Source organism: Bradyrhizobium oropedii, assembly GCF_020889685.1.
Classification (GTDB): domain Bacteria; phylum Pseudomonadota; class Alphaproteobacteria; order Rhizobiales; family Xanthobacteraceae; genus Bradyrhizobium; species Bradyrhizobium oropedii.
Genome location: NZ_JACMYO010000217.1, coordinates 1 through 12,672, shown reverse-complemented (window position 1 = coordinate 12,672; position 12,672 = coordinate 1). Strand labels below are relative to the sequence as shown.

Below are 12,672 nucleotides of genomic sequence, written 5' to 3'. Positions count from 1 at the left end.
GCCCATGCCGTCGGCGGATTTGCGCAGCGCGGCGCCCGCGGCCTCGATTGCGAGCCGGCCCGCGACCTCGCTCATCGGCGCGAGCAGCGGTAACCCGCCATGCGCATCGGTCACGGTCTCATAGGCGACCGCCGTGCAGCCGGAGGCGATCAACCCCGCGGTCTGCGGCACGTCGGGCGCGAGATGCAGATAGGTGAACAGGATTTGGCCCTCGCGCAGCCTGATCCATTCGGATGGCTGCGGCTCCTTCACCTTCACGATCATCTCGGCGACGGAGAACACCTCTTCCGCAGTATCGGCGATCCGTGCGCCGGCCTGGGTGTAGACGTCGTCGCCGGCACCGATGCCGTCGCCGGCGCCGCGCTGGACCACGACCTCATGGCCGTGCGCCACATATTCCCGCACCGAGGCAGGCGTCAGCCCGACCCGATATTCTTCAACCTTGATCTCCTTGGGCACGCCGATGCGCATGGTCCGCTCCTTGAAAAATGAGTCTCCGCCTACCGCAAGGCTATGCCCCGTCACACGGCGTTTCTCAGCGAATTCCGGCTTGCTCACAGCCAGATACGCCCATATCCTTCGTTGTCGGCTCAGCTCTTGAAGGAAAACTGCGTGGACGGTCTCGATCGTATCGATCTCAGAATCCTCTCCGAGCTGGTTGCCGATGCCCGCGCCAGCCAGATCGAGCTCGCCGAGAAGGTCGGGCTGTCGCCGACCGCCTGCGCGCGGCGTATCCGTCATCTCGAGGAGATCGGCGTGATCCGCGGCTATCGCGTCGACCTCGAACCATCGGCGCTCGGCCTCGTGACAACGGTTGTCGTCACCATCACGCTGGAGAAGCAGAGCGAGGATTATCTCGCAGCGTTCGAGGCTGCGATCGCGCGCTGTCCCGACGTCGTGTCCTGCCATTTGATGTCGGGCAGCGACGATTATCATCTGCAGGTGATCGCCCGCGACATCGCCGACTTCGAGCGTATCCACAAGCAGCATCTGTCGCGGATGCCGGGCGTCGCCCGCATCCATTCCAGCTTCGCGATGCGCGAAGTGGTTCGCCGCACCATTCCGGAAACTGCGCTGCGCGGCTGAAAGCCAATCGCAGCGTCAGCGGCTTGCGCGCGGCCACATCCGGGCCAGCGTCTCGTCTTTCTTGACGAGAACATGCCAGAGCGTCGCGGCAATGTGCAGGGCGACCACGGCATAGACGAACCAGGCAAGCACGCCATGTGCCAGCTCGCCGGCGTCCGCGATCGCCTTGTTATCCGCGAACAGCCGCGGCCAGCTGAAGGTCCAGAAATAACGCAGCGAATAGCCGCCGGCCGACGAGAACATGTATCCGGTGACGGGCATCACGAAGAGGATGGCGTAGAGCGCCCAGTGATTGAGCCTTGCTGCGAGCCTGACCAGCGGTGAGAACGATCCGGGCTCCGGCGGCGCCGTGGTCGCGGCCCGCACCATCAGGCGCAGGATCGCCAGGAAGAATAGGGTGACGCCGAGCGACTTGTGCACCTCGAGCAGTTCGCGCCGCGGCGAGGTCCCCGCCGGCTGCAGCCCGCAATAGAGCCCGATCAGCATCGCCGCGATGAACAGCACCGCGGTTGTCCAATGAATCCTGCGCAGCAGCGGGTCATAGCTGGCCGTTGTGTCCGTCGTCACAGAGCGCCTTCGCGTGAAGCCAGCCCGTGCGGGTTCGGCCCGAAAAAGGAATGCCGTTCAATAGATGATCGCGCGGAGCCTGCCTACCGGCGCGGGCGTCACATTCGATCACGATCACGAAGGGATGGGCCCCGGACCTCTTCCCATCGTCATTCCGGGGCGCGCAAAGCGCGAGCCCGGAATCCATTCAACAGCATCGCGGCGGCCCGATGGATTCCAGGCCTGCGCCTTCGGCGCATCCCGGAATGACGAAGGAGAAGGTTACCGCGCGCCAGGCGCCCACTGTCACAAACGCCGCGCTGTCATAAACGCTGTCACAATCGGAGCCCCGCTTAGCCCGCTCCACACGCATTTTTTAGTCGTGATTCGCTACCTTCTATGACAGAATTACTACAGTTCGATATCAATTCGGTTACACGCGGAGCGGTGAATGAGCATGGAGTGGCGGGCGCGGCCGGTTACGCTGGCTTGGTCAAATCCAGTGGTCCGGTGGTGGGGCTTCCTGAGCTTCGTCAGCGCCGCCAACATCGCAATCTGGTTCGCGATGTACCGCCAGTTCCATGAGCAGGCCGCCGGCAGCTTCAGCAACACCTCCGGCATCGGCCTGATGATGCTGCTGTGCGCAGCCTATGTGTTCGGCTGCGCCTTCCGTTCGGTGCTGCCGCGCGCCGACGTGCAGCGCATCTGCCTGTTCGACACCTGGCTGTCGAGCGTCGTGGTTGGCCGCACCGTCGCCACCGTCGCCGAGGTCTGCTTCGCCGCGCAATGGGCGATCATCCTGCATCAGCTCGGCACCATGACCGGCGCCGAGACCACCGTGAACATCGCCTGGATCATCGTGCCGCTGATCGTGATTGCGGAATGCTTCTCCTGGTATGCGGTACTGACCACCCACTATCTCTGCAACGCGATCGAAAACTCGATCTGGGCCGTGGTGTTCTTCCTGGTCGGGATTGCGCTGTGCCGGCTGCTGCCGGAGTTTCATGGCCCGGTGCGCTGGGCGTTCATCGTGGCGATCGTCGGCATCGCCGCCTTCCTCGCCTTTCTGATGACCGTCGACGTCCCGATGTATCTGAACCGCTGGCGCGCCAACCTCGCCGCCGGCGGAACGCTGTTGCATCCGCTCGAAGGCCTGCGCGACGTCAGCCGGCGCTGGATCGTGACCCACGATATCGCCGAATGGCGCGAGGAGATCGCCTGGATGTCGCTGTATTTCAGCATGGCGGTGTGGTCGAGCCTCGCGCTCTGCGTCGGCTATTCGCTCGAGGATCAGCTGCCGCGCTACCGCACCGAGCCGGTGATCGTGGCAACGTCGCCGGCAATCGTGAGCACGAGCACTACGCCGGCGATCGCAAACGCGACACCGGCGGCACAGCACACCGCAACGATCGACGCGGCAGCACCCTCGCGGGATTGAACGGCGGCCGCCGCGCGCGGCTTGTGGCGGTCAGCACTTTCGGAGTAAAGGCTGAGGCATCCCCGCTCATCCATCAGCGCGTTCCATGCCCCGCATCACCATCATCGAAACCGGGCTCGTCAGTCCGCAATTCCGCGAGCGTCACGGCAGCTATCCGCAGATGTTTCAGCGGATGGTGGCCACAGCCGATCCGTCGGTTGCCTGCGCCGTCGTGAGCGTCGCCAAGGGCGAGACGCTTCCAGACCCGGCCACGCTGGATGCAATCCTGATCACGGGATCAGCGACCGGCGTCTATGACGATGTCGCCTGGATCGCGCCGCTCGAAGCCTTCGTGCGGTCAGCCCATGACAAGCGCATTCCGATGGTCGGCGTCTGCTTCGGCCATCAGCTGATCGCGCAGGCGCTCGGCGGCACCGTGCGCAAGTCGGAGAATGGCTGGGGCATCGGCCGCCATATCTATCAGCTGGCGCCGGACAACGGGCTGCTTGAAGGCACGACGATCGCGGCGGCCGCCTCACATCAGGACCAGGTGATCACCCCGCCCGCCTCCGCGCGCACCATCATGTCATCCGCGTTCACTCCGCATGCCGGGCTGCTCTATGCCAACGGCACGACGCTGTCGGTGCAGCCGCATCCGGAATTCACCGCCGACTATGCCGACGCGCTGTGCGACCTGCGCCGCGGCCTCGCGCCGGATGCGGTGGTCGACACCGCCAAGGCATCGCTCACCGAGCCGCTCGACCACGCCACGCTCGGCGGCGTGGTCACGCGCTTCCTCATGCGCCGCACGCGCGCGTGAGACAGCGCCTCAGGTCATGCTGCCCGGCATGAAGCAGCGCACCCGCGGGTGGCCGTCGATATAGTGCTTCCACACCATGGTTCGACCGATCTTGTTGGGCTCGGTGATCACGGCCTCGTTCGGCACAACAACCCATTCACTGTCGATGAGCACGCGATAGTGGCCGTGATCCGACTCCCAGTCGGGATCGGCAACCACGTATCCGTCGGCATCCGAGCAGCACTGCCCGTAGCCGCTGTGCAGGCTTTCAAACCAGGGCTTTAATGGTGAGTTGGCGTAGCGGCCGTCGTCGCGCGCCAGGGTCGGCGATGTCAACCACACCGCCCCAAGCAGGACTGCCGCACGTGTGAGAACGTGCATCTTGTCGTCTCCGCAGATGTCGATCAGCTGCGGGCGCGCATCACCAACCATTCGCCCGCGACATTACCGTCGCAGGCGAGACCACGACGAATCGGCGCCCCAGCACCTGACATTCAGCTATGCAAGAGCAGCGCCAGACTGCATTCCGGGAGACTACTGCCAACGAAAGTATGGGTACGCGGATCGTCAGGTGCGACGCGCGACAAGCCGCCGCCGCTGCGACCTCGGGGACAAGCGATGGCGCCTGCAGCGGACTCGACGAACCGGCTCCACGGCGCAACGGCTTCGCGATAAGCACGCCATGCGTCTCCATCGCGGCGTTTCCACCCGGCACGCCGGGTTCTGGCCTCCCGAAATGGGGGCGATCGCCCAACTCCCGACTACCCGACTGTCGTGAATCCCGCATATAAGCCGCCCTTGGGGCCCGGTTCCGATCCTGTGGGGCCGCAATCATGCCAAGTTCTGCCCCCGAAGGTGGCCTTATGACGTTTCGGGACGTTCGATCAGCCGTTTGGGGACCCGTCTCCCTCCGGCCCAATTTCTGGGACCTGGCGGCGCTGTTGCTGCTGGTCGGTGCGATGGTGCTTGTCGTCTATGGCGGCGAGCAGACCATTGCGCCTCTGTCCGAACTTGAACGTACGCCGGTATCGCTCGATCCTGCCAACCTGGCGTACTACGCGCTCAGGACCACGATGCGGATGCTGCTGGCGATCGTCTGCTCGACCATCTTCACCTTCGTCTACGCCACCGTTGCAGCCAAGAGCCGACGCGCCGAGATGGTGCTGATCCCGATGCTCGACATCCTGCAGTCGGTGCCGATTCTCGGCTTCCTCACCTTCACCGTCGTGTTCTTCATGAACCTGTTTCCCGGCCGCGTGCTGGGCGCGGAGTTCGCCTGCGTGTTCGCGATCTTCACGAGCCAGGCCTGGAACATGACGTTTAGTATGTATCAGTCGCTGCGCAACGTGCCGAAGGATCTCGACGAAGCGACCGCGAGCTTCCACCTCTCGGGCTGGCAGCGGTTCTGGCGCCTGGACGTTCCCTTCGCGATGCCCGGCCTGATCTGGAACGCGATGATGTCGATGTCCGGCGGCTGGTTCTTCGTCGTGGCATCGGAGGCGATCACCGTCGGCAGCACGACCGTGACCCTCCCCGGCGTTGGCTCCTATGTCGCCACGGCGATTGAGCAGAAGAACCTGCCGGCGATCGGCTACGCGCTGCTCACCATGTTGATCGTCATCATCGCCTATGACCAGCTGCTGTTTCGCCCGATCGTCGCCTGGGCCGACAAATTCCGCTTCGAGCAGACAGCCTCCGGCGAAGCTCCGACGTCGTGGATGCTCGATCTGTTCCGGCGAACACGCGCGCTGCGGGCCCTGACCTATCCGCTGGCAATGGCGAACAAGGCGATTTCCACGATGCGCATCAGCTGGCCGGTGGCGTTGCGGCCGAGCGGCAAGCCTGGCCAGCATTCGCGCGTTGTCGACGGCATCTGGATTACGCTGATCGTTGCCGCGGCCAGCTATGCGGCCTGGCTGGCATATCAATTCCTCTCCGCCTCGCTCGGACTGTCTGATGTCGTCGACGCCATCGGAGATGGGCTCGTCACGCTGCTGCGCGTGATCGTCCTGATCGCGCTGGCGTCACTGATTTGGGTACCGGTCGGCGTCTCGATCGGGCTGCGGCCGAAGCTCGCCGAACGGATCCAGCCGCTCGCGCAATTCCTCGCCGCGTTCCCGGCCAACCTCGCGTTTCCCGTGTTCGTCGTGCTGATCGTCCGCTTCCACCTCGATCCCAATGTGTGGCTCAGCCCGCTGATGATCCTGGGCACCCAGTGGTACATCCTGTTCAACGTGATCGCGGGCGCCGCCGCTTTCCCGACTGACCTCCGCGAGGCTGCCAGCAGCCTTCATCTCGGCGGATGGCGTTGGTGGGTGAAGGTCGTGCTGCCCGGCATTTTCCCCTACTACGTCACAGGAGCCATCACCGCGTCGGGCGGGTCCTGGAACGCTTCGATCGTCGCGGAGGTCGCGAGCTGGGGCGACACCCATCTCGTCGCCACCGGTCTCGGCGCCTATATCGCACACGCGACCGAGGCCGGGGATTTTCCCCGGGTTGTGCTCGGCATCGTCGTGATGTGCATCCTGGTCACGTTGTTTAACCGCCTGTTGTGGCGCCCGCTCTACGCCTTCGGCGAGCGACGCCTTCGCCTCGGCTGATCGAGAGGGATCCTGATGCTCGACCAAACCAAGCAAGCTGCCCTGATCGACATAAAAGGCGTCTCGCGTTTGTTCCCGAAGGGAAGCGGCGAGCAATTGCTGGTGCTCGAAAAGGTCGACCTCACCATCCATGCCGGTGAGATCGTGGGCCTGCTCGGCCGTTCCGGATCGGGCAAGTCGACCCTGCTGCGCATCATTGCGGGCCTCGTCGCGCCGTCATCCGGCAATGCGACCTGCCGGGGCGAGGCGATCGCCGGGCCGCCCAACGGCGTGGCCATGGTGTTCCAATCGTTCGCGCTCTTCCCCTGGCTGACGGTGCTGCAGAACGTCGAGCTCGGACTGGAAGCACTCGGCGTCGACGCCACCGAACGGCGCAAGCGCGCGCTGGCTGCGATCGACCTGATCGGCCTCGACGGTTTCGAGTCCGCCTATCCGAAGGAATTGTCCGGCGGCATGCGCCAGCGTGTCGGGTTTGCCCGGGCGCTGGTCGTACATCCCGACCTGCTCCTGATGGACGAGCCGTTCTCGGCGCTCGACGTGCTGACCGCCGAGACGCTGCGCACCGACCTGATCGACCTCTGGATCGAGGGCCGGCTGCCGATCAAGTCGGTGCTGATGGTGACGCACAACATCGAGGAGGCCGTGCTCATGTGCGACCGGGTCCTGGTGTTCTCGTCGAATCCGGGACGCGTCGCCGCCGAGTTCAAGATCGATCTCAAGCATCCGCGCAACCGGCTGGATCCGACATTCCGCCAACTCGTCGAACAGCTCTATGCACGCATGACACAGCGCGAGGAACCCAAGTCGCCGTCGGCGGCCGGAATTCCGGGAGCGGGCGTCGGCACGGTGCTCGACCACGTCTCGTCCAACGTGCTGTCGGGTCTGATCGAAACATTGGCCGGACCGCCCTATGGCGGGCATGCCGACCTGCCGGTTCTGGCGAGCCAGCTTCAGCTCGAGACCGACGAGATCCTCCATCTCGGCGAAACGCTGCAGCTCCTGCGCTTTGCCCAACTCAGCGAGGGCGACCTGGTGCTCACCGAAGCCGGCGTCCGATTCGCCCATCTCGACACCGACGCGCGCAAAAAGCTGTTCGCCGAGCACCTGACCAACTACGTGCCTGTCATCAGCCTGATCCGCCGCGTGCTCGACGAACGGCCGTCGCACATGGCGCCTGCCGCGCGCTTCCGCAACGAGCTCGAAGACTACATGTCGGAGGACTATGCGGACGAAACACTCAAGACCATCGTGTCCTGGGGCCGGTATGCCGAGCTGTTCGCCTATGATGAGCAGTCCGAGACCTTCAGCCTCGAGAACCCGGGCCACGACGGCGCCTGACTTGCGCGGCGAGTTGGCCGACGAGACACGACGACCTGGCCTGGCCCCTCACCCCCGGACAGCCGCCACCTTGACGAGCGGCGGCGCGCTGCGTGACGCTGCCTGCAGCGCGCATTCGACGAACCGCCGCGGCAGCAGCGAGGCGTTCGAGCGCATCGCCACCAGCATGCGGCTTTCGGCATCCGGCGTCTCCAGCGCTTTCGCGACAACGTTCATGACACCGGCCTGCTGATAGCAGGATGGTAGAATCGAAAGCCCGATCCCTGCCGCGACGAGGCTGAGCACCGTGCGCAGTTCATGGGCCTCCTGCGCGATACGCGGCGCGAAGCCGGCCCGCCGGCACAGCATCGCGGCTTGGTCGCCGACCCCGCAACCGCTCTCCGCCATGCCGACGAATTCGTGCTCGGCAAGCTCGGAAACATTCAGCTTGCCGGGCGCAGCAGCGAGCGGATGATCGAGCGGCAGGAACACCATCAGCCGGTCGCGCCAGACGACATGAACCTGCAAGTCGGCCGCAGGCTGGAAATCAAGCGGCGGCCGCATGATGGCAACATCGAGCTCGGCGTCGGCGATCGCCTGCAGTTGCTTTGCCGTCGACATGTGCCGGAGTTCGATCTTCACCCGCGGATAGCTGCCGCGGAAGCTGCGGAACAGTTCGGCGAACATGTCGAGCATCGGGACCGAGTCGGTGAAGCCGACACGGATCGCGCCGGCTTCACCGCGCGCGGCGCGGCGCACGGTCTCCGACGCGAGGTCGAGCTCGCTGACGGCGCGCCGCGCGTGCTCCAGCAGCAATTGACCGGCCTGGGTGAGCGCGACGGCACGCCGTGTGCGCGACAACAGCTGCGTCCCGAGCTCCTCCTCCATCGCCTTGATCTGCGTGCTTAGCGGCGGTTGGCTGACATGCAGCCGCTTGGCCGCGCGGCTGAAGCTGAGTTCTTCGGCCACCGCGATGAAGTAGCGAAGCTGCCTGTAATCCATCGCTTATTCCGTTTCCCTATAAGTGATGGGTCAAAGCGGTATTTGACCTCCCCGGTCGGTTTCCCGATCTTGGCGCCAAAACGCCGGTGCTCCAAGGGATAATACGGGGCAACAGGCGCAGCCGGTCAGCCATGCGAAATCGCCGCGAATAACAGGCGCTCCGCCCGGTTCGGATCACAGGCGCGAGAACAAAAAGCAAGGGAGGATTCCAATGGGCCAAGCATCCGTCAGCGAGCTCGAACAGCAAACCATCCGCCGGGTCTATTGGCGGCTGATCCCGATCCTCTTCGTCATGATGTTCTTCAACTATCTCGACCGCATCAATCTCGGCTATGCCGGACTGACGATGAACAAGGATCTCGGCCTCAGCCCCGCGATCTTCGGCTTTGCCGCCAGCATCTTCTTCCTCGGCTACATGGTGCTCGAGGTGCCGAGCAATCTGATGCTGCACTGGCTCGGAGCCCGGATCTGGCTGGCGCGCATCCTGATTACCTGGGGCCTCGTCGCCACGCTCACCGCCTTTGTCTGGAATCCGCTCAGTCTCTACGTGATGCGGTTCGGCCTCGGCGTCGCCGAAGCCGGCTTCATGCCCGGCGTCGTGCTTTACCTCACTTACTGGTTCCCCTCGCGCTATCGCGCCCGCGCAGTCGCCGGATACATCATCGCCGGCTCGTTCTCGGCGGTGTTGGGCGGGCCGATCTCGACCAGCATCATGACCTGGTACGACGGCACGGCCGGCCTGCATGGCTGGCAATGGATGTTCATCGCCGAAGGTGTGCCGACCATTCTGCTCGGCTTCTTCACGCTCTATTATCTGACCGATCGCCCGGCCAAGGCGAGCTGGCTCACCAAGGAGCAAGCCGGGTGGCTGGAGGGCGAGCTCGCCGCCGAGCGAGCCGAGATCGAGCAACAGGGGCAGCACAGGCTGATCGAATGCGTCCTCGATATCAGGGTCTGGCTGCTGGCGGCGCTGTTCGGCTGCGCGCTGGTCGGAATCTATGGCCTGTTGCTGTGGCTGCCGCAGATCATCAAGGGCATGGGCAATCTCAGCAACATCGAGGTCGGCTTCCTCTCGGCGATCTCGCCGCTGCTTGGCGTCGTCGGCACCATCGTGGTCAGCCGCAGCTCGGACAAGACCGGCGATCGCAAGTTTCATCTCGCAGCCGTCTATCTGCTCGCCGCGGTCGCGATGCTCGGCAGCGCCTATGTTGCGAGCCCGGTGCTGGCCTTCGTGTTGCTTTGCGTCGTCGGCTTCAGCCTGAACGCCGGCAATCCATTGTTCTGGAGCATCAATGCATCGCTGCTGACCGGAGCAGCCGGCGCCGCCTCGATCGCGATGGTCAACACGCTGGCGCAGTTCGGCGGACTGATCGGCCCGTGGTGCATCGGCCTGATCAAGGATTCCACCGGCAGCTTCTCCTGGGCGCTGGTCGGCATCGCCGGCTTCCTGTTCGTCGCATCAGCCATCGCCGCCACCATGCGCGTCAAGCCGCGCGAGACGGAACTTGCGGGCGCGATCCCGTCAACCGTCAGCCACTGATAACACTGCCAAGGGGACAATAAGGAAGCAACCATGATCATCGATTGTCACGGCCACTACACCACCGAGCCGGCCAAGCTGCAGATCTTCCGCGACAAGCAGCTCGCCGGCCTTGCCGACAAATCGCGCCGGCCGCTCACCACCAATCTCGGCATCACCGACGACGAGATCCGCACCAGCGTCGAGGGCGCGCAGCTTCGTTTGCAGAGAGAGCGCGGCACCGATGTGACCATCTTCTCGCCGCGCGCTGCCGGCATGGCGCATCATGTCGGCAAGGAAGCGACCAGCCGCGAATGGACCACGATCTGCAACGATCTCGTGCACCGGGTCTGCACGCTGTTTCCGCAAAACTTCGTGCCGGTGTGCCAGCTGCCGCAGAGCCCGGGCGTCAAGCCTGCGAACTGCATCGAGGAGCTGGAGCGCTGCGTGACCCAGCTCGGCTTCGTCGGCTGCAACCTCAATCCCGATCCCGCCGGCGGCTATTGGTGCGATCCGCCGCTGACCGACGAGTGGTGGTATCCGCTGTATGAGAAGATGGTCGAGCTCGACGTACCGGCGATGGTTCACGTCTCCTCGTCCTGCAATCCGTGCTTCCACGGCACCGGCGCGCATTACCTCAACGGCGACACCACCGCTTTCATGCAGTTCCTGACCTCGGACCTGTTCAAGCGCTTCCCGACCCTGCGGTTCATCATCCCGCATGGCGGCGGCGCGGTACCCTATCATTGGGGCCGCTATCGCGGCCTGGCGCAGGACATGAAGCTGCCGCCGCTGTCGGAGCATCTGTTGAAGAACGTGTTCTTCGACACCTGCGTCTATCACCTCCCCGGCATCGAGCTGCTGACGAGAGTAATCCCGGTCGAGAACATCCTGTTCGCATCCGAGATGGTCGGCGCGGTCCGCGGCATTGATCCGGAGACCGGCCATCACTTCGACGACACCCGCCGCTATATCGATGCGCTGCCGCTCAGCGCTGCGGACAAGGCCAAGATCTTTGAAGGCAACGCCCGCCGCGTCTATCCTCGCCTCAACGCCCATCTCGACCGCCGCGCGCACTGAGCGACCGTAAGGCCATGTCTGCGGCCCCGTCATTGCGAGGAGCGTCAGCGACGAAGCAATCCATCGCTCCGCATATGCGGGAGCATGGATTGCTTCGCTTCGCTCGCAATGACGATGATAATCCCGCGAGCACAATAGTTCCGTCATCCTGACTGCAAACGTACAATCACGCCCAACACAAACGCCGGAGAAAGCCGATGGCCATAGGATTTGCAATTCACAGGGCGAAGCGGAAAGTGTCGCCCGACCTCGTCGCGCGCTACCGCACGCTGCCGGTCGCCAACATCAGCGATGTGATGTCGCGGATCGCGGGCACCAACCGGCTGCGGCCGATGCACAGGGGCGGCTGGCTCGGCGGCCCGGCGCTGACCGTGAAGACCCGGCCCGGCGACAACCTGATGGTGCACAAGGCGATCGACCTGGCCCAGCCGGGCGACGTGATCGTCGTCGATGCCGGCGGCGTCCTGGTCAACGCCATCATCGGCGAGATCATGTCGACGCTGGCCGAAAAGAAAGGCGTGGCGGGCTTCGTGATCGACGGCTCGATCCGCGACGCCGGCGCGATCCGCGCCGGATCCTTCCCGGTGTTCGCCGCCGGCGTCGCCCATCGCGGGCCCTACAAGGACGGCCCGGGCGAGATCAATTGCGCCATCTCGATCGACGGCATGATCGTCGAGCCCGGCGATCTCATCGTGGCCGACGACGACGGCGTGCTCTGCGTGCCCCATGACGACGCCGAGGCCATCTGCAAGCTGACCGAAGCCAAGAAGACAACCGAGGAGAAGGCGATCCAGCAGATCCTCGCCGGCACCAGCGACCGTCGCTGGGTCGATGAGGCGCTGCAGCGGCTCGGCTGCGAGTTCAAGGACTAGATGCGCCGGTCCGGAGAGGCGGGGATGCCTGCCTTTTAGGCAGGAACCGGCAAAAGGCCGGCCGGAATTGCCCGGTCGGCCGCCGTTAGAGCCCGATGCCGCCCCGTGATCGCGCCTGCGGCCCGGCATCGGGAATTTTTCCCGATCATGAATGGAAAAGAATCCCGTCTCGCCGGGACACATCTTGTTTGCCAAAGCCCAACCGCTCCCGCAGTCTTCAGGCCATGGTTCGTCGGGGAAGAAGCCGAACCGCGACGACGGGGTGGGCGCTATGGCTGGTACGTTGTTGCGTACAGCAACACGATTTTTGTCTGGTTCGGTCACCACGCGCGGCGCTGCGGCCGTGCTCACCGCCATCGGAGCCGCAGCGCCGCTGACGATGGTGCGAGCCCAGACCCCCGCCCCGACCGAACTGCCGCCGGTCACCGTGATTG

The 12,672-nt window shown here is 64.6% G+C and carries 12 protein-coding genes and 1 pseudogene; 9 read left to right on the top strand and 4 right to left on the bottom strand.

All coding sequences use genetic code 11. The features are described from left to right. Positions 1–471: pseudogene (locus tag H8A95_RS37080) on the bottom strand (alanine dehydrogenase); the annotation flags it as partial. Positions 472–597: 126 nt separating this feature from the next. On the opposite strand from H8A95_RS37080, the gene H8A95_RS37075 reads away from it, so the two are divergent. After that, positions 598–1,086: an Lrp/AsnC family transcriptional regulator gene (locus H8A95_RS37075; RefSeq protein ID WP_229187570.1), complete on the top strand. Its 489-nt coding sequence runs from the start codon at positions 598–600 to the stop codon at positions 1,084–1,086. A gap of 15 nt (positions 1,087–1,101) precedes the next feature. On the opposite strand, the gene H8A95_RS37070 is transcribed toward H8A95_RS37075, so the two are convergent. Continuing rightward, positions 1,102–1,653: a cytochrome b gene (locus H8A95_RS37070; protein WP_229187569.1), complete on the bottom strand. Its 552-nt coding sequence runs from the start codon at positions 1,651–1,653 to the stop codon at positions 1,102–1,104. Positions 1,654–2,089: 436 nt separating this feature from the next. Between H8A95_RS37070 and H8A95_RS37065 the strand changes: the two genes are divergently transcribed. Together H8A95_RS37065 and H8A95_RS37060 are read left to right on the top strand one after the other, a co-directional pair. Then, positions 2,090–3,070 (top strand): hypothetical protein, encoded by a 981-nt coding sequence (locus tag H8A95_RS37065; protein WP_229187571.1) that lies wholly within the window; start codon positions 2,090–2,092, stop codon positions 3,068–3,070. Positions 3,071–3,155: 85 nt separating this feature from the next. Next, on the top strand, positions 3,156–3,869 hold the full coding sequence (locus H8A95_RS37060; RefSeq protein WP_229187568.1) for a type 1 glutamine amidotransferase: 714 nt from the start codon (positions 3,156–3,158) through the stop codon (positions 3,867–3,869). Between the two features lie 9 nt (positions 3,870–3,878). Here H8A95_RS37060 and H8A95_RS37055 read toward each other — a convergent pair whose 3' ends face one another. Beyond that, entirely contained in the window at positions 3,879–4,229 is a 351-nt protein-coding gene (locus H8A95_RS37055) for a hypothetical protein (RefSeq protein ID WP_229187567.1), read from the bottom strand. A 482-nt stretch (positions 4,230–4,711) separates the two neighbouring features. On the opposite strand from H8A95_RS37055, the gene H8A95_RS37050 reads away from it, so the two are divergent. Further along, entirely contained in the window at positions 4,712–6,448 is a 1,737-nt protein-coding gene (locus H8A95_RS37050; protein ID WP_229187566.1) for an ABC transporter permease, read from the top strand. Positions 6,449–6,463: 15 nt separating this feature from the next. Continuing rightward, positions 6,464–7,786 (top strand): ABC transporter ATP-binding protein, encoded by a 1,323-nt coding sequence (locus tag H8A95_RS37045; protein ID WP_229187565.1) that lies wholly within the window; start codon positions 6,464–6,466, stop codon positions 7,784–7,786. Positions 7,787–7,834: 48 nt separating this feature from the next. Here H8A95_RS37045 and H8A95_RS37040 read toward each other — a convergent pair whose 3' ends face one another. After that, a complete protein-coding gene (locus H8A95_RS37040) occupies positions 7,835–8,767 on the bottom strand; it encodes a LysR substrate-binding domain-containing protein (protein WP_229187564.1) in 933 nt (310 codons plus the stop codon). A gap of 211 nt (positions 8,768–8,978) precedes the next feature. On the opposite strand from H8A95_RS37040, the gene H8A95_RS37035 reads away from it, so the two are divergent. From H8A95_RS37035 to H8A95_RS37020, 4 genes are all read left to right on the top strand, one after another. Next, the gene (locus H8A95_RS37035; protein WP_229187563.1) at positions 8,979–10,307 is read left to right on the top strand and encodes an MFS transporter; all 1,329 of its coding nucleotides are present in this window, start codon (positions 8,979–8,981) and stop codon (positions 10,305–10,307) included. A 33-nt stretch (positions 10,308–10,340) separates the two neighbouring features. After that, a complete protein-coding gene (locus H8A95_RS37030) occupies positions 10,341–11,366 on the top strand; it encodes an amidohydrolase family protein (RefSeq protein ID WP_229187562.1) in 1,026 nt (341 codons plus the stop codon). Positions 11,367–11,563: 197 nt separating this feature from the next. Then, positions 11,564–12,238: an RraA family protein gene (locus H8A95_RS37025; RefSeq protein ID WP_229187561.1), complete on the top strand. Its 675-nt coding sequence runs from the start codon at positions 11,564–11,566 to the stop codon at positions 12,236–12,238. Positions 12,239–12,389: 151 nt separating this feature from the next. Next, the coding region (locus H8A95_RS37020) for a hypothetical protein (RefSeq protein WP_229187560.1) at positions 12,390–12,672 on the top strand (283 nt) is incomplete at its 3' end.

What these genes read in the sequence shown, in the direction of transcription:
- H8A95_RS37065 (WP_229187571.1), top strand. Translation starts at nt 2,090, where the DNA reads ATGGAGTGGCGGGCGCGGCCGGTTACGCTGGCTTGGTCAAATCCAGTG.
- H8A95_RS37060 (WP_229187568.1), top strand. Translation starts at nt 3,156, where the DNA reads ATGCCCCGCATCACCATCATCGAAACCGGGCTCGTCAGTCCGCAATTC.
- H8A95_RS37055 (WP_229187567.1), bottom strand. Translation starts at nt 4,229, where the DNA reads ATGCACGTTCTCACACGTGCGGCAGTCCTGCTTGGGGCGGTGTGGTTG.
- H8A95_RS37050 (WP_229187566.1), top strand. Translation starts at nt 4,712, where the DNA reads ATGACGTTTCGGGACGTTCGATCAGCCGTTTGGGGACCCGTCTCCCTC.
- H8A95_RS37045 (WP_229187565.1), top strand. Translation starts at nt 6,464, where the DNA reads ATGCTCGACCAAACCAAGCAAGCTGCCCTGATCGACATAAAAGGCGTC.
- H8A95_RS37040 (WP_229187564.1), bottom strand. Translation starts at nt 8,767, where the DNA reads ATGGATTACAGGCAGCTTCGCTACTTCATCGCGGTGGCCGAAGAACTC.
- H8A95_RS37035 (WP_229187563.1), top strand. Translation starts at nt 8,979, where the DNA reads ATGGGCCAAGCATCCGTCAGCGAGCTCGAACAGCAAACCATCCGCCGG.
- H8A95_RS37030 (WP_229187562.1), top strand. Translation starts at nt 10,341, where the DNA reads ATGATCATCGATTGTCACGGCCACTACACCACCGAGCCGGCCAAGCTG.
- H8A95_RS37025 (WP_229187561.1), top strand. Translation starts at nt 11,564, where the DNA reads ATGGCCATAGGATTTGCAATTCACAGGGCGAAGCGGAAAGTGTCGCCC.